14 protein-coding genes are annotated in these 15,018 nt (G+C 41.4%); 5 read left to right on the plus strand and 9 right to left on the minus strand.

From position 1 onward, the window contains the following. Positions 1 to 8: 8 nt before the first annotated feature. Positions 9 to 923 carry a phosphate acyltransferase gene (locus AC4PG5_RS09745; protein WP_492028706.1) on the minus strand — a complete coding sequence of 305 codons (915 nt, stop codon included), beginning with the start codon at positions 921 to 923 and terminating at the stop codon, positions 9 to 11. A gap of 169 nt (positions 924 to 1,092) precedes the next feature. Between AC4PG5_RS09745 and AC4PG5_RS09750 the strand changes: the two genes are divergently transcribed. From AC4PG5_RS09750 to AC4PG5_RS09760, 3 genes are all read left to right on the plus strand, one after another. Next, entirely contained in the window at positions 1,093 to 2,001 is a 909-nt protein-coding gene (locus AC4PG5_RS09750; RefSeq protein WP_492028707.1) for a S66 peptidase family protein, read from the plus strand. A 72-nt stretch (positions 2,002 to 2,073) separates the two neighbouring features. Then, positions 2,074 to 3,072 carry a M20 family metallopeptidase gene (locus AC4PG5_RS09755; protein WP_492028708.1) on the plus strand — a complete coding sequence of 333 codons (999 nt, stop codon included), beginning with the start codon at positions 2,074 to 2,076 and terminating at the stop codon, positions 3,070 to 3,072. A gap of 67 nt (positions 3,073 to 3,139) precedes the next feature. After that, positions 3,140 to 3,568, plus strand: coding sequence for a SufE family protein (locus AC4PG5_RS09760; RefSeq protein WP_492028709.1), 429 nt, complete (start codon positions 3,140 to 3,142; stop codon positions 3,566 to 3,568). A gap of 84 nt (positions 3,569 to 3,652) precedes the next feature. On the opposite strand, the gene AC4PG5_RS09765 is transcribed toward AC4PG5_RS09760, so the two are convergent. The 7 genes from AC4PG5_RS09765 to AC4PG5_RS09795 all read right to left on the minus strand — a co-directional run bounded on the left by AC4PG5_RS09765 (position 3,653) and on the right by AC4PG5_RS09795 (position 11,094). Then, positions 3,653 to 3,874, minus strand: coding sequence for a helix-turn-helix domain-containing protein (locus AC4PG5_RS09765; RefSeq protein WP_492028710.1), 222 nt, complete (start codon positions 3,872 to 3,874; stop codon positions 3,653 to 3,655). Positions 3,875 to 3,907: 33 nt separating this feature from the next. Further along, positions 3,908 to 4,564: a DUF2975 domain-containing protein gene (locus tag AC4PG5_RS09770; RefSeq protein WP_492028711.1), complete on the minus strand. Its 657-nt coding sequence runs from the start codon at positions 4,562 to 4,564 to the stop codon at positions 3,908 to 3,910. A 10-nt stretch (positions 4,565 to 4,574) separates the two neighbouring features. Then, on the minus strand, positions 4,575 to 5,252 hold the full coding sequence (locus AC4PG5_RS09775) for a DUF2975 domain-containing protein (RefSeq protein ID WP_492028712.1): 678 nt from the start codon (positions 5,250 to 5,252) through the stop codon (positions 4,575 to 4,577). A gap of 23 nt (positions 5,253 to 5,275) precedes the next feature. Beyond that, complete coding sequence (locus AC4PG5_RS09780; RefSeq protein ID WP_492028713.1) at positions 5,276 to 6,082, minus strand: CPBP family intramembrane glutamic endopeptidase; 807 nt, start codon at positions 6,080 to 6,082, stop codon at positions 5,276 to 5,278. A 728-nt stretch (positions 6,083 to 6,810) separates the two neighbouring features. After that, positions 6,811 to 7,752 carry a bifunctional riboflavin kinase/FAD synthetase gene (locus AC4PG5_RS09785; RefSeq protein WP_492030732.1) on the minus strand — a complete coding sequence of 314 codons (942 nt, stop codon included), beginning with the start codon at positions 7,750 to 7,752 and terminating at the stop codon, positions 6,811 to 6,813. A gap of 22 nt (positions 7,753 to 7,774) precedes the next feature. After that, the gene (locus tag AC4PG5_RS09790) at positions 7,775 to 8,395 is read right to left on the minus strand and encodes an HAD family hydrolase (protein WP_492028714.1); all 621 of its coding nucleotides are present in this window, start codon (positions 8,393 to 8,395) and stop codon (positions 7,775 to 7,777) included. Beyond that, the gene (locus AC4PG5_RS09795; protein ID WP_492028715.1) at positions 8,392 to 11,094 is read right to left on the minus strand and encodes a calcium-translocating P-type ATPase, PMCA-type; all 2,703 of its coding nucleotides are present in this window, start codon (positions 11,092 to 11,094) and stop codon (positions 8,392 to 8,394) included. Before AC4PG5_RS09795 ends, AC4PG5_RS09790 begins: the two co-directional genes overlap by 4 nt. Positions 11,095 to 11,336: 242 nt before the next feature. Here AC4PG5_RS09795 and rd point away from each other — a divergent pair, with 242 nt between their 5' ends. Next, the gene (rd, locus tag AC4PG5_RS09800) at positions 11,337 to 11,501 is read left to right on the plus strand and encodes a rubredoxin (RefSeq protein ID WP_492028716.1); all 165 of its coding nucleotides are present in this window, start codon (positions 11,337 to 11,339) and stop codon (positions 11,499 to 11,501) included. Positions 11,502 to 11,563: 62 nt separating this feature from the next. Here the strand turns inward: rd and AC4PG5_RS09805 are convergent, their stop codons facing one another. After that, positions 11,564 to 13,255, minus strand: a complete 1,692-nt coding sequence (locus AC4PG5_RS09805; protein WP_492028717.1) for a Na/Pi cotransporter family protein — start codon at positions 13,253 to 13,255, stop codon at positions 11,564 to 11,566. An 82-nt stretch (positions 13,256 to 13,337) separates the two neighbouring features. Between AC4PG5_RS09805 and AC4PG5_RS09810 the strand changes: the two genes are divergently transcribed. Beyond that, positions 13,338 to 15,011, plus strand: a complete 1,674-nt coding sequence (locus AC4PG5_RS09810) for a nucleoside kinase (protein WP_492028718.1) — start codon at positions 13,338 to 13,340, stop codon at positions 15,009 to 15,011. The last annotated feature ends 7 nt before the right edge of the window (positions 15,012 to 15,018 follow it).

Genomic DNA, 15,018 nt, shown 5'->3' on the forward strand with positions numbered 1-15,018 from the left:
TATATTCTTTATGTTTGATCAGCTGTCAGACAAGCCATGGCAAGGCTATAGTATTTTGACAATCCCGAATCACTACGCGACGGTAGCACGACCGGACAAATCGGACCTTGAAGTACACCGGCCATTTCTGCTTTGGCAAACAACGAGATCGATTTATAAAAAGTATTTCCAGATTCTATATTGGGGAAAATAAGTACATCCGCTTGTCCATCTATACGCGAAACGATTCCTTTAATATTACCACTCTCTTGTTCACAGGAGGTTTTTACATCAAGAGGACCATCGATAATCACATCGCCGAACTCACCGGCTTCAGCCAACTCTACAATATTCACATAATCTAAAGAGTGAGGAAATTTAGGACTCACCTTCTCTGTACAATGGATTAAAGAGATACGAGGTTGCTCAACGCCAAACTGATGACACACTTTAATCGCATATTCGATCATCTCAATGCGCTGCTGCAAGGTTGGGCGTGGGATCACTGCGGCATCAGAAAAGAATAACAACTTATCGTAAGTCGGGATTTCCATAACCGCCAAATGCGTCAAGACCTTACCTTTAGGCAATAACCCATTTTCTTTATCCAAAATAGCACGCAATAGATTATCCGTGTTGATGATGCCTTTCATTAAAATATCCGCCTTTCCATCACGTACCATGCGAACCGCTTCATGCGCAGCTTCATCAGGATCGACAATGTGAACAATCTGTATATGCTCTGAAAATTCTTTTAATGCAGGGTATTTCTCTAAAACGGCAGAGTCACCTACCATAATAAAATCTGCAAACCCCTCTTCCAAAGCACGCAATACAGCATACTCAGTGTGGGCATCATTAGCACAAACCACAACAACACGCTTCCGGCGATTGAGGGTTTTAAGATGATTTGTTAGTTGATCAAAGTTTTTAATAGATTCCATAACGTTAGATTTTCAGCAAATATCTAAAAAATCATTGAAAAAATCATCATACCTAACAAGAAAATTAGCGTCTTAAGCTAACATTATGTCATATTAGTGTTGTTTCACTAATAGAACATTGATACTTCCTTTTTTTTCATGTATTTTTGCATCCATAAGAAAAAAGCCTATGCAACCATTAGTATTCCCTCCATTTTTAGAGGAAAAAGATAAAATCATCATTCTCTCTCCATCTAGTAAAATAGATAGAAGATTGATCAAAGGAGCCAAAGCCTGCTTCGAATCATGGGGATTAAAGGTCAGCACGAGTCCTCATGCAAGTACCTCTTTTGGCAAATATGCGGGGACCATCAGTCAGCGTTACAACGATCTACAGAAAGCCATGGATGATCCATCGGTCAAAGCTATTTTCTGTAGTCGAGGTGGATATGGAGCCGTACACCTTATTGATCAATTGGACTTTACCCTATTCCACCGGCATCCCAAATGGTTGATCGGATTTAGTGATATCACCGCCTTACACAATCTTTTTCAGAGCCACGGATACGCTTCACTACATGCTCCTATGGCCAGACATCTGACCGTAGAGCCTAGTGATGATTATTCTATTCAATCCCTTAAGCAAATTTTGTTCGGACAACGACCGACTTACCACTGTCTCCCCCATCCGTTAAACCGTCCGGGGAAAATGCAAGGCCTCTTAAGAGGTGGAAACTTAGCCGTTGCCTACGGGCTCCGAGGAACACCTTACGATATTCCTGCCGAAGGAACTATCCTTTTTTTAGAAGATGTTGGTGAACGACCACATGCCATAGAGCGTATGATGTATAACCTCAAGTTAGGGGGAGTACTCGAACGCTTATCCGGACTGATCATCGGTCAGTTTACAGAATATGAAGAAGACCTTAGCTTAGGTAAACCACTCTATGAGGCCTTAGCCGATCTAGTCAAACCTTACAATTTCCCGGTTTGTTATAATTTCCCGGTAGGACACGTTACCGACAATTATCCATTAATCAACGGGGCAATGGTCGACCTATCAGTTAATAAAACAGAAGTAGAACTTAAGTTTATCTAGAAAAACGTTTTATATCGAACCTATTCTCCGTTAAAATGATTAATTTTGAAAACTAAAGCTAAACCATTCATCATGAAAACAACGATAATGCTCTGTAGTTTACTCGTATTACTAAGCTTTTGCTCATGTGGTAGCAGTAGCAACAAGTCGACAAGCGACAATAGTACTGCTTCAAGTCCAACAGTTGAAGTTCCGGTCTTTGATGCAGATAGTGCTTACCGGTATATCCAAAAACAAGTCGACTTCGGTCCACGCGTTCCTAATACTAAGGCTCATAAGGCCTGCGCCAATCACCTCGCCACACAACTTGAAAAATTCGGTGCAAAAGTGATCAAACAAGAAGCCGATTTAGTGGCTTATGACGGTACACTGCTCAAAGCCTGCAACATTATCGGAAGTTACCAGCCGGACAATAAACGACGCATCGCTCTATTTGCACATTGGGACAGTCGCCCATGGGCCGACAACGATCCGGATGAAAAGAATCACCATACGCCTATTCTTGGAGCCAATGATGGCGCAAGTGGTGTGGGGGTATTACTTGAGATTGCTCGTCAGATACAACAAAAACAACCGGAACTCGGCATAGATATTATCTTCTTTGACGCCGAGGATTATGGAGAACCACAATTTTCAGACGGTGACCATAAAGAAGAATCTTGGTGTTTAGGTTCACAATATTGGGCACGCATGCCTCACGTTGCCAATTATAATGCTCGCTTCGGCATTTTACTAGATATGGTCGGAGGTAAAAATGCAACATTCTACAAAGAAGGTTATTCCGAGAGATATGCAGCCGACGTTAATAAGAAAGTATGGAAAGCGGCCAAACGTTTAGGCTACGAAAAGAATTTCGTCAACAGCGACGGTGGCTTTACAACCGACGATCATCTCTTTGTCAACCGGATTGCTCAAATCAAAACCATTGATATTGTCCCTTCCGACCCAAGTGGGAAATACAGTTTTAATGAGACTTGGCATACCATTAACGACAACATGGAACACATTGACCGTTCCACCTTAAAAGCAGTGGGACAAACAGTACTTGAGGTCCTTTATAACGAAAAATAAAACAACCCGCTCATATTAAAGAGATAACTACCCTCTTTTAATATCAGCCCATAGAATAAGAAAACCAATGAAGTCAATCAACGAATTACAAGAAGAAGTCGTTGCTGAATTCAGTGATTTCTCCGATTGGATGGATCGCTATCAGCTTCTCATCGACTTAGGCAATGAACAAGCGCCACTTGAAGAAAAATATAAAACAGAACAAAATTTGATCGAAGGATGCCAAAGTCGGGTTTGGCTACAAGCCGATCTGGAAGACGGTAAGATTGTTTTTCAAGCAGAAAGTGACGCACTGATTGTAAAAGGAATCATCGCCCTATTGATCAAAGTACTTTCAGGACATACCCCGGATGAAATATTAAACACCGAACTCTACTTCATTGATCAAATCGGATTAAAAGAGCACCTTTCTCCTACTCGAAGCAATGGACTACTATCGATGGTCAAACAGATTCGGATGTACGCTTTAGCCTTCAAAGCCAAAGAGAGCCTTTAAAACGAAATGATCCAAACAAATAAGGGGTGTTCTAAGAACACCCCTTTATATTGTCGTTAAATTTGATGAAACAAAATCAAATAGCTACAAGGATCCTCCCTCCTCATCTCTATATTCCAGAATATCACCAGGCTGACAATCCAGCTCTTTACAGATCGCTTCCAACGTTGAAAAACGGATCGCTTTTGCTTTCCCGGTTTTAAGAATAGAAAGATTAGCCGGAGTGATATCCACCTTCTCAGCTAATTCACTCAAAGAGATTTTTCTTCGAGCCATCATAATATCTAAGTTTACGATAATTGCCATATCTTCTTTTCAATGTTTAGGTTAGTCATGTGATCAAATGGTGAGATCCTGTTCCTCTTTAAGTCTCAACCCGATGGCAAATATTTCAGCTACAATCAAACACGAAATTCCCAATAACAAATTAGTCACTTTCACCTCCAAAGGTGAAATCATATAATTATTTAATGCAAATAACTCTTTCAAACCCGAATAATTCATCATCTGAGGGAGGAGTTCACAAACAAACGAGAGGGTAAAGAGCACCCCCAACCACCTCAAAAGTCGTACATTTTTCCACTCGAAGATGCGCGATCGATTAATATTAAGAATTAAAAGGATAAACATAACAACGGCAGTAACCAAGACCAGTATATTAGTGAGTGAACTAATCAGATTCACAATTACATTGGCATAGTTCATATCCTTATGTACCCGAACCACCAATTGCGAATACATCGCAGGCACCTGTTCGCCGGTTTTAGCATTTAAAACACTATCAGGATGCCACATTGCCGCTAAAGGAATGACATCCACCATCCGAAAATCACTCTGAAAAAGACTCTTTTTATTCTCTTTGAGTTTTGCCTTCTCCCCTTCTGCTAAATCCACTCCGGTGATGACTCCGGATCCAAACTGATAAAAGCTCATGTATAAGGAATAACCTAAAACCATAAACATCAACACACAAAAAATATTCAATCTCCTTTTCATATATTCTATCTTAGATGGTTAATTCTTGTTCCTCTTTCAAACGCAACCCAATTGCAAAAACCTCACCAATTAATAATAATCCAAGTCCTGTAAATAGAGAGTAGTAATCTACAACATCCGATTTGGAGAACTCATATTGAGCCACTTCAACCACTGACGATATTTCGATATAATTCAGATATTCAAAGACACAATTAGTCAAAAAAACAAGCAACATGGCTTTCCCCATGAAACGAAGTTTTGACACATTTTGCCAAGAAAAGACATCCGACCGGTTAATGGCTATGATAAAATTGATAAAGGTAAAGAATAGAGCCAACGAACAGCCCCCGATGAAACAAGCTAAAAAAGCAAAAATAGTCTGATAATAGGAGTGTCGGTAAGGCCGTTCAACGATAAGATGTTGATATTGCATCGGCATCCACGTTTGACTTTTCTCGTTCCAAACAGAATCGGTAAACACCGACCGATCTTTGGGTTCAAGATTAAGATAGTCGATCGTCGACTTTTTAGACGATTTAGAGGGTTTAGAGGGTTCATTTTTATTGTAAAATTCCGTACAAGCATCATTCGCTCCCCGCATATAAGAGTAGGAAATCTCCCCCCAATGAGTCATAAAATAATTGGTTAATGAAAATCCTATCGCCAGAAGGATCAGTACACACAATATATTTAGCCTTGTTTTCATCCGAATGATTCTCCTAATAATAATTAAACGACCAATGGTGAAGAAGCCTCTCCAACCACCCACTCTTTCGTTTTCGTTCCTTTAATGCGCCAAATAGCCCAAACAAGCAACGGAACAGCACCCACAGTGATCCCCCAATAGAGCTGCGGCGACATCACTTCAGATAAATAATCCACATCAGGGATGGCCATAGCAAGAGCTACTGCAACCGAGTTATTCACGACATGCATCAGAATGGGTGGAATCAGACTACCCGATTTATAATAAACCCACGCAAACAAAATGCCCATAAATAAAGCCGGGATCATTTGAGCCGGATTTAAATGGAACACGGCAAACATCACTGCCGAAACCCAGATGGCACGTTTGGGTGAGGTCGAACGCAATAAAGAGTCCGTTATTGCTCCACGGAAAAGGAGCTCTTCCATGATAGGACCTAAAAGAGCAATACACAAGATACCCAACCCATTAGACGTTAACTGCTTGACAGACTCTTCCATGATATTGGGCATAAAACTGAGATGTTCGGACAAAACATTCAATAACCAACTAGCCGAAAGCAAAGCTAACAGACTCCAGGCATTAAACGAAAAAGAGACACCGGACCAGTTTTCACGAGAACGATTAATATGTTTTCCCCTCCAAAGATAAATAAAGACTAAACCGGTTGCGATGAGTTGAGCCGGCACTAAAAGTTCAGGGACCAGTTGTTCAACGTCTGCTGTACCCGATGAAATAAATCGATAAAGGACAAATGGCAACAACAACAGAGGCGTTACAATTTGCATCAACAACCAAGAAATTAACAATAGCTTTATCGCTTTTTTCATACCTTATTTTTTAGGGATTACAAAAATAACTAAAAAGATTCAGACTCCTTCAACATTAAGAGAATCATCCAACAAAAAAGATGATTCGCACTTTTGAATTATGCCCCTGTGGCATAACTGCACAATAACATCGCAACCAAAGAGATAGAGACGACCAAAAGTGAAATACTCATTAACGACTGTTTCATATCTTCAGAATTTAAATTAATTGTTTTTCGACGATTATTTATCGTTTTTCGATATGCAAATAAAAAGAGTTTTTTTCATACCACCAAAGAAAACGTTATTTTTTTATCGTTTTTCGATAAAATTCAGTCGACTATCAATAAAACAAATTAAAAAATCCGCTTTTAGCTCTATTTTATCCCTACCATACACCTATTTTGAGATAGGCTAGAGCTAACTCACTCAATCGCATACGCTAAGCTTTTTTCTTGCGAAGACTTATTCGTTTGCCTATAGGCATTGTTTTGTTTGCCTATAGGCAAACTTTCGTTCGCCTATGGTGTTTCTTTCGTTCGCCTATAGGCTAACGAATAAGCTGTGGTATAAAAAGGTACTAACTGCTACAGGAAAAGACATTAGTTGTAGGATACCAAAAGACAAGTCGAAGGTGCAAAAACATTCAGATATAAAAGGATAGAAAGGTCACATCAGGGCATTACCTCCCATCGTGCAAACCAAGTTCACCCGTCACACTAAGACAAGAAAAATAAAAGAATAACGATTTATAAAGCTTGATCGGCAGCCTCCGCATCCAAATGAAGCTGAGCAATAAGTTGATCGATTCCGTCAAATTTCTTCTCATCACGCAATCGTTTCACAAAACTCAGACGAATGGAATGATCGTATATATCGCCATCAAATCCAAGGATATGCACCTCGACACTTCGTTGCGAGCCATTGTCCATGGTTGGACGAACGCCAATATTAAGCATTCCCTTATATAAAGCATGATCTACTTCAACGCGAACAGCGTAAACCCCATCACGAGGCAAAAGCTTATCGGGATCACCCAAAGCGATATTAGCCGTTGGGAATCCGATCTTCCGCCCCATCTGGTAGCCGCTAACCACTGTTCCCGATAAAGTATAGTCATAGCCCAAAGCGCGACCCGCCATCTCGACCTCTCCTCTATGGAGTAATTCACGGATCAAAGAAGAACTGACATTCACCACTAAGCCATTTTGGGTAACCGAGGGTGAAGCATAAGCCTCCGCCAATACCACCTCCATACCAATAGCAGCCCCGTAACGCACATAATCCTCGAACGTTTCCGAACGATTATGCCCAAAACGATGATCATAGCCAATCACTAAACAAGCCACATGATACTGCTTCTTCAGTACCTCCCGCATAAATTCTTCAGCACTTAAGCTCGCCAAATCAGGAGTAAAATCAAGCATGAAACAATAGTCCACCTCATTCCGTGAAAGCCAGTAGACCTTTTCGTTAGGAGTAGTCAGCAGTTCGGGACAAAACGAGCTCTGCATCACCTTACGTGGATGAATAGGAAACGTCACCAAAGCCGATTTCAATTGCCGTGCATCGGCAATCGCTTTCACCTGACGAATCAAAGCCTGATGTCCCATATGAACTCCATCGAAGAAGCCAATAGTAGCCACACAAGATTCAACCGTTTTTTCACTCCTATTCGTTATCAATTGCATCATACCTTCTTTAAATCTTAAATCACAGTTTAAACAAATGTCCCCAATTTTCATCAGGTGACGCATTATACGTCATAATTCCCAATTTTTCGGCTGCTTCACAATTCTCCAAGGAGTCGTCGATAAATAGGGTCTCTCCGGCCTCAATTCCGGCATCTTCAAGTACAGTCTTAAAAATCTCCGGATCAGGCTTAGCCATTTTCATCTCATACGAAAGATAAGTTTTCTCAAAGAAGTCCTCAACTTGAAACGTGCGATAAGGAAAAGCATGCTTACAAGCCCATTTCCAATGAATCTCATTCGTATTGCTCAAGAGATAAACTACGTATTTCTCACGAAGTTTCAAGAGTAAATCAAGTTTGTAGCTCGGTATACTCCCTAAAAAGCTATTCCATGCCGCATCAATTTGTCGATCGGTCGGCACTTTACCGAACTGTTCACGAAGTCCGGTACGAAACTCCGCTGAGCTGATCAGCCCTTTTTCTTGCTGCAAAAACAACCCTTGATGATGAAAATCTCCAAGCATCTTATCGATATCCGCAAGGCCAAGCTTCTCAAAATTCTCGATACACCGCTCCCGGTCAAGATCGATCAATACACCACCAAAATCAATTAGAAGGTTTTTAATTCCTTTTCTTCTCATTTCTTATTATTTGAAATTAAACGCTGAACCAGACGAATCAGTTCACCTATCCATAAGACAAGTGAAGAAACGCCTATAATCGTAAGCCATGTCTGTCCGTCGAGAGGAGTCGTGCGAAAAACAGTTCCACCGAACTGCACAATCGCCAACTGCCCACCTAAGATCACAAGCACCACTAATTCCATTCCATACGATTTACTCAAACCTTTAAAGGCTGAATGGGTCGTACCCGATACTCGTGCATTAAATAAATTCCAAAATTGCAGCATGACAAAGAAAGTAAAAAAGACGGTGAGGCGTTCAGCACTCATGCCCTCACCGGTATACGTAAAGCGATATAACATCGCCAATAATATGATCAAAAAGGCAAATCCAACTCCAAAGATGTTCCATTTCATCGAGTTAGTAATAATAAAATCGGTTCCTTTGCGCGGTTTTTCTTCCATCACCGAAGGATCGGGTGGAATAGAAGCTAAAGCTAAAGCAGCAAAAGTATCCATGATCAGATTGACCCACAACATCTGAGTAACCGTCAATGGAAGTTCCGTACCAATCACTGCACCAATCAGCACAATCAGTAAAGCCACCACATTAATGGTCAACTGGAAAATAATAAACCGTTGTATATTTTTATAAAGCGACCGTCCCCACATCACAGCCGTCGCGATGCTATGGAAGGAGTCGTCCATTAATGTGATGTCACTCGCCTCTTTAGCCACCGATGTGCCCGTGCCCATCGAAAGGCCCACATGGGCATGATTCAAAGCCGGAGCATCATTCGTACCGTCTCCGGTTACCGCTACGACCTCACCACGCTTCTGCAAGAGCTGCACCAATCGCTGCTTATCAGTGGGACGTGCACGCGACATGATTTTAAGCTCTTGAACTCGATTCAGAGCTTCCTCTTCACTCAATGCCGCAAACTCCACACCGGTTATGCGATGACGATCGGCATCCACGTTATCGTTCCATAGACCAATCTGACGCGCAATCTCCGTCGCAGTTCCGGGAGTGTCCCCCGTTACAATCTTAATACCAATTCCTGCCGATTGACATTGATTCACCGCCTCCGGCACATCCAAACGCACCGGGTCGGATATCGCTGTCACTCCCAAGAATGTGAGCTCACCTTTGCTCACCAGTTCGGCACAGTCCGTTATATCGACCGTTTCATCCACGATCTGATAAGCAAAACCCAACGTTCTCATGGCCATTTGCTGATAGCTCAACAAAAGTTCATCAACCGAATTGCGATAAGATTCTGAAGCGACCTCCCGGTTGTGGTCCGCCAAGACTTGTCGACAATGCCCAAAGACAATCTCCGGGGCCCCTTTGACATAAAGCACTCGTTTGCCTTCAACAGCAGTCGACTCCACCAAGGTAGCCATATATTTTCGCTCGGTAGAGAACGTCAGTTGATTGACGACTCTAGCCTCATTTCTCCACGTCAGATAATTAATCTCATGATCGTTCAACCAAAGCAAAAGAGCAGCTTCAGTAGGGTTTCCCACACCTTTTGCCGTTCCATCGTCGAGTGTTTCAAGAAAAGCCGTCGAATTGGCACTAATGCCCTCAGCAATCAACCGCCCAATTGAGGATTTCCCAATCTGTGCCTCTTCAGGCAACGCATAAAACGAGGCCTCATGCACCTGCATCTTATTTTGAGTCAGTGTCCCGGTCTTATCCGTACAAATCACCGTCACCGCCCCCATGGTCTCACAAGCATGCATCTTTCGCACCAAATTATTGGTCGCCAACATGCGGCGCATATTCAAAGCCAAGCTCAGTGTTACACTCATTGGAAGACCCTCAGGAACGGCTACAACAATCAACGTCACCGCCATCATAAAAATTTTCAGAGTACGTTCAACGACAGGCAACCAATCGTTCCATCCGTGTAAAGAAGAAAAGTCAAAAGCCAATATCACATCTTTAAACAAGAAGATGAGGAAAGCAGCACCAGCCACGCTAAACCCAACTTTCCCGATCAGATTGGCCAATTTAGTGAGTTGTTTATTCAATGGCGTCGGTTCGGTACGCTGTTCTGAACTCTGCGTCGCCACTTTTCCAATTTCCGTCGCATCGCCGACACAAATCACCCGCATGACTGCATGTCCATCAACTACCGTCGTTCCACGCATCACTCGGTTTGAGGGATAAGTCGCCTCCTCATCGAACTCTTCAGCCTTCACCGTTTTTTCAATCACCGGTTCGCCGGTCAAGTTCGATTCGTTGACTTGTAATCCCATCGATTCAAGTAATTCTCCATCAGCGGGGACTTCCTCACCAGTCTCCAATAAAACGATATCTCCAACGACTACCTCTTTTCGTGGGATCTCACAGACTTGTCCGTTACGAATCACCTTAACCGGGGTCTCTTCATTCACCGCGTTCAACAACTCAAATTTCTTATTGGCATCGTATTCAAAATAGAAACCAATGCCGGTGGCCAAAAAGATCGCAAATATAATCCCGATCGTTTCTGCATACTCATTCTCGATCACGGCAATGACTAAAGAGAAAAAGGCAGCAATAAGAAGAATTCGAACGACAGGATCCTCGAACTTTTCAAGATAGAGTTTCCATAATGAGGGACGTTTAGGGGGAGTTAATAGATTTACACCATTAATCGTTCTGCTCTTCAGAACTTCAGCATCGGTTAATCCGGAATGCGAATAATCGTCTTTGGGATCAGTCATGTTAGTAGAAAGTTACTTTTTTGTTTTCTCCATGCAAAAATACAACTTTATCTTATGATAGAAAGTTTTTTCTAGCAAAATAAAAATGAAAGCCAACAAGTTGACCTTTATGCTCGGCAAAATTCGGCTCATCACTTTTTAAAAGAGCTTATTTAAGAATATCCAAGGGACTTAATCGATGAACAATACGACGAATTAGACGTTAATTAGTTTAGACAATTAACAAATAAAACCTCAAAAGAATGAAAAAGTATATTTGCATCGTTTGTGAATACATCTATGATCCGGCCAAAGGTGATCCGGATAGTGGCATCGAACCCGGCACCTCATTTGAAGATATCCCTGATGATTGGGTGTGCCCGCTATGTGGCGTTGGAAAAGAAGATTTCGAACCTTACGAAGACTAATAAAAAAAGTTGCGGCGAACGTTAAAAACATTCGCCGCAACTTTTTTATTTCATTTAGCTTATCACGCTTTACGTTCTTTCACGTCTGTAGCAGCTTCCACAACGTTAATAACGTAATCACCTAATTTCTCGCATTCACCGATAATATCCATATAATAGACTCCCATTTGATAATCATATTCCTTGTTGTTCACATCAAGGATATTCTGATTCTTCAATTGATTACGGTAATTATTAATCTCCGCTTCGATATTATATGATTTATTGATATCCAAGCCCTTATGATCATCTTTTTCTACCACTGAAATCATTTGAGCCAAAGCATCGTTAGTCAGCTTCATCATTAAGTGAATATGATCGAACTGCTTGTCCGTGAATTGGAAATTAGCTTGACGCTTACGATTGATGGTACGTGCCAAATTATAGCAACTATCGCCGATACTCTCGATCTCAGTCACCTCTCGCAACATGGCTCTAATCTGCAGTTTGCTTTCTGAGCTCAAACGTCCTTCAGAGACTTGATTGAGATAATTAGCAATTTCGATTTCCATATTATCGCTAATATTCTCATATTTCTCTATTCGGCTAAATAGCTTATTAAAGTCATCATCTTTCTCCGTATGCAACAAATCTTGCACCATACCATACATCCGATGGGTGCGTTCAGCAAACAAATGAATCTCTTTACTCGCCTGAAGAATAGACAATTCAGCTGTAGACAACATACCTCCGGCAATAAATCGCAAACGAGGTTCTTCTTCTTCTTTTTTCTTGCGAATAAGTGTACAAACGGTCCGTTCAATCAATTTCACAAACCAAATCATGATTAAGACGTTGCAAATATTAAATGCCGTATGGAAAGCCGACAGTTTAAATGATACTGCCACTTCCGGCGAACTTGCCATATACGTATCGACAAACCATGAAATCGCATTAGTAAACGGATAGAATAAGATGAGTGCCCAACAAACGCCAAACACATTAAAAATGAAATGCGCCAAAGCCGCTCTACGAGCTGAAGTATTAGCTGTTAAAGCAGCTAAGTTAGCCGTAATGGTGGTTCCGATATTCTCTCCCATAACCAAAGCGACTGCCAACTCAAAAGGTATCCAATTCATTGAACACATAATCAGAGTAATAGCCATCGTTGCACTAGAAGATTGCACAACGACTGTCACTACAGTACCAAGCAATAAAAACAACAGAATAGAAAGATACCCCATGTCGGTATAATTCTGAATGAAAGCAAGCATTTGAGGATTTTGAGCCAAATCAGGAACATTTTCCTTTAAAAAGGCTAAGCCCATAAATAAGAAAGAAAAACCAAAGATAAATTCGCCGAAAGATTTGCGCGTGCTTTTGCTAGAGAAGATGAGAGGAATGCCTAAGCCTAATAGAGGAAGAGCGAACATTGAGATGTCGACTTTAAAGCCGAAGAGAGAAATGATCCATGCCGTAACCGTTGTACCGATATTGGCTCCCATAATGACGCTTATGGATTGCGATAATGTTAATAAGCCGGCATTGACAAAACTGACGACCATCACTGTTGTTGCGGACGAAGATTGGATGAGTGCTGTGATTAACACACCGGTCAGTACCCCTGTCACCCGATTGGTGGTCATTGCAGTCAAAATACCTCGTAGCCTGTCACCCGCGACCTTTTGTAAGCCTTCGCTCATAATCTTCATTCCATAGAGGAAAAGCCCTAAAGAACCAATGAGCTTTAAAAAATCATAAAAAGAATAGTCCATTTATAATATGTTTAATGGTTGTTTGTTCTCTAACATTTTTAATGATATATTTATCTCATATTCATTCAAAATTCATTTAGTTATGATAGAGACTGTGCAAATTTGCTGCAAAAATAATAATATTTATAAAGAATTCCCTATCGGAAGCTCACTTTTGGATATTTATAAAGGATTTAATCTGGATTTACCCTTCCAAGTGGTTAGCGCAAAGGTAAATAACCGCACCGAAGGTTTAATGTTCAAGGTCTATAACAATAAGGATGTAGAATTTCTTGATGTGCGCGATCCCTCTGGGATGCGAACCTACGTTCGTTCGTTATGTTTCGTATTATATAAAGCTGTGAACGAGCTTTTTCCTGAAGGGAAACTGTTCGTGGAACACCCTGTTTCTAAAGGTTACTTTTGCAATTTGAAATTAGGTCGCCCGATCACACTCGAAGATGTCACACGCATCAAACAACGCATGAAAGAGATCATTGCCGAGAATATTCCTTTCCGTCGATTCGAATGTCACACCACTCAAGCAGTCAGAATTTTCAGCGAAAGGGGAATGGACGACAAAGTAAAGCTCTTAGAATCATCCGGTTCACTTTACACCTATTATTATATGTTGGGGGACACAGTCGACTGTTATTATGGGAGTTTGTTACCCTCAACCGGTTATATCAACGTGTTCGATATCATTAAATATTACGACGGATTGCTCTTAAGAATCCCCAACAAGTTCGATCCAAGCGAACCGGATGAAGTCATCAAACAAGAAAAAATGCTCGATGTCTTCAAAGAATATTTTAATTGGAGTTACATCATGAACATGAGCAATGTCGGCGATTTCAACATCGCTTGTGAGGAGGGACATGCTACTAGTCTAATTAACGTAGCTGAGGCCTTGCAAGAGAAGAAGATCGCTCAAATAGCCGACACCATCTATTGTCGCCAGCAAAACGGTGACCGCATCAAGCTCGTATTAATTTCCGGACCTTCTTCTTCTGGAAAAACCACTTTCAGCAAGCGCCTATCCATTCAGTTAATGACGAACGGCCTGCGTCCGTACCCCATTTCACTCGACAATTATTTCGTCGATCGGGAACAGACTCCTCGAGATGAAAACGGAAACTACGATTATGAATCATTGTATGCCCTAGATCTAGAATTGTTCAACAAACAACTACTTGCTTTACTCGATGGTGAGGAAGTGGAAATTCCACGATTCAACTTCAGTACCGGAAGAAAAGAATTTAACGGCGATAAGCTGAAAATCGACAGCCACACCATTCTTATTCTGGAAGGTATTCATGCCTTGAATCCGGAGCTAACCCCACAGATCCCTGCCATCAACAAGTTTAATGTTTATGTTTCGGCATTGACCACCATATCACTCGACGACCATAACTGGATTCCAACGACCGACAATCGTCTACTGCGCCGGATCATCCGGGATTACAACTATAGAGGTTACTCGGCGCGTGAAACCATCTCGCGTTGGGCAAGCGTGCGTACAGGGGAGGAAAAATGGATCTTCCCTTATCAAGAAAATGCCGACGTCATGTTCAATTCAGCCTTATTATTCGAACTAGCAGCACTACGTCTACACCTTGAACCCATCTTGATGAGCGTACCACGCAATTGCCCCGAATACAGCGAGGCCTACCGACTATTGAAGTTTATTCAATATTTCACACCAATACGTGATAATGAAATACCACCGACTTCTTTATTAAGAGAATTCTTAGGCGGAAGTAGCTTCAACTATTAATTGAAAA

The sequence above is a fragment of the Bacteroides sp. QWL-09 genome (assembly GCF_058683585.1).

Excerpts from the sequence above, each read along its gene's own strand:
- AC4PG5_RS09810 (WP_492028718.1), top strand. The coding sequence starts at position 13,338 with ATGATAGAGACTGTGCAAATTTGCTGCAAAAATAATAATATTTATAAA.
- AC4PG5_RS09795 (WP_492028715.1), bottom strand. The coding sequence starts at position 11,094 with ATGACTGATCCCAAAGACGATTATTCGCATTCCGGATTAACCGATGCT.
- AC4PG5_RS09775 (WP_492028712.1), bottom strand. The coding sequence starts at position 5,252 with ATGAAAACAAGGCTAAATATATTGTGTGTACTGATCCTTCTGGCGATA.
- AC4PG5_RS09745 (WP_492028706.1), bottom strand. The coding sequence starts at position 923 with ATGGAATCTATTAAAAACTTTGATCAACTAACAAATCATCTTAAAACC.
- AC4PG5_RS09780 (WP_492028713.1), bottom strand. The coding sequence starts at position 6,082 with ATGAAAAAAGCGATAAAGCTATTGTTAATTTCTTGGTTGTTGATGCAA.
- AC4PG5_RS09790 (WP_492028714.1), bottom strand. The coding sequence starts at position 8,395 with ATGAGAAGAAAAGGAATTAAAAACCTTCTAATTGATTTTGGTGGTGTA.
- AC4PG5_RS09770 (WP_492028711.1), bottom strand. The coding sequence starts at position 4,564 with ATGAAAAGGAGATTGAATATTTTTTGTGTGTTGATGTTTATGGTTTTA.
- AC4PG5_RS09805 (WP_492028717.1), bottom strand. The coding sequence starts at position 13,255 with ATGGACTATTCTTTTTATGATTTTTTAAAGCTCATTGGTTCTTTAGGG.
- AC4PG5_RS09750 (WP_492028707.1), top strand. The coding sequence starts at position 1,093 with ATGCAACCATTAGTATTCCCTCCATTTTTAGAGGAAAAAGATAAAATC.
- AC4PG5_RS09785 (WP_492030732.1), bottom strand. The coding sequence starts at position 7,752 with ATGCAATTGATAACGAATAGGAGTGAAAAAACGGTTGAATCTTGTGTG.
- rd (WP_492028716.1), top strand. The coding sequence starts at position 11,337 with ATGAAAAAGTATATTTGCATCGTTTGTGAATACATCTATGATCCGGCC.
- AC4PG5_RS09755 (WP_492028708.1), top strand. The coding sequence starts at position 2,074 with ATGAAAACAACGATAATGCTCTGTAGTTTACTCGTATTACTAAGCTTT.
- AC4PG5_RS09760 (WP_492028709.1), top strand. The coding sequence starts at position 3,140 with ATGAAGTCAATCAACGAATTACAAGAAGAAGTCGTTGCTGAATTCAGT.
- AC4PG5_RS09765 (WP_492028710.1), bottom strand. The coding sequence starts at position 3,874 with ATGGCAATTATCGTAAACTTAGATATTATGATGGCTCGAAGAAAAATC.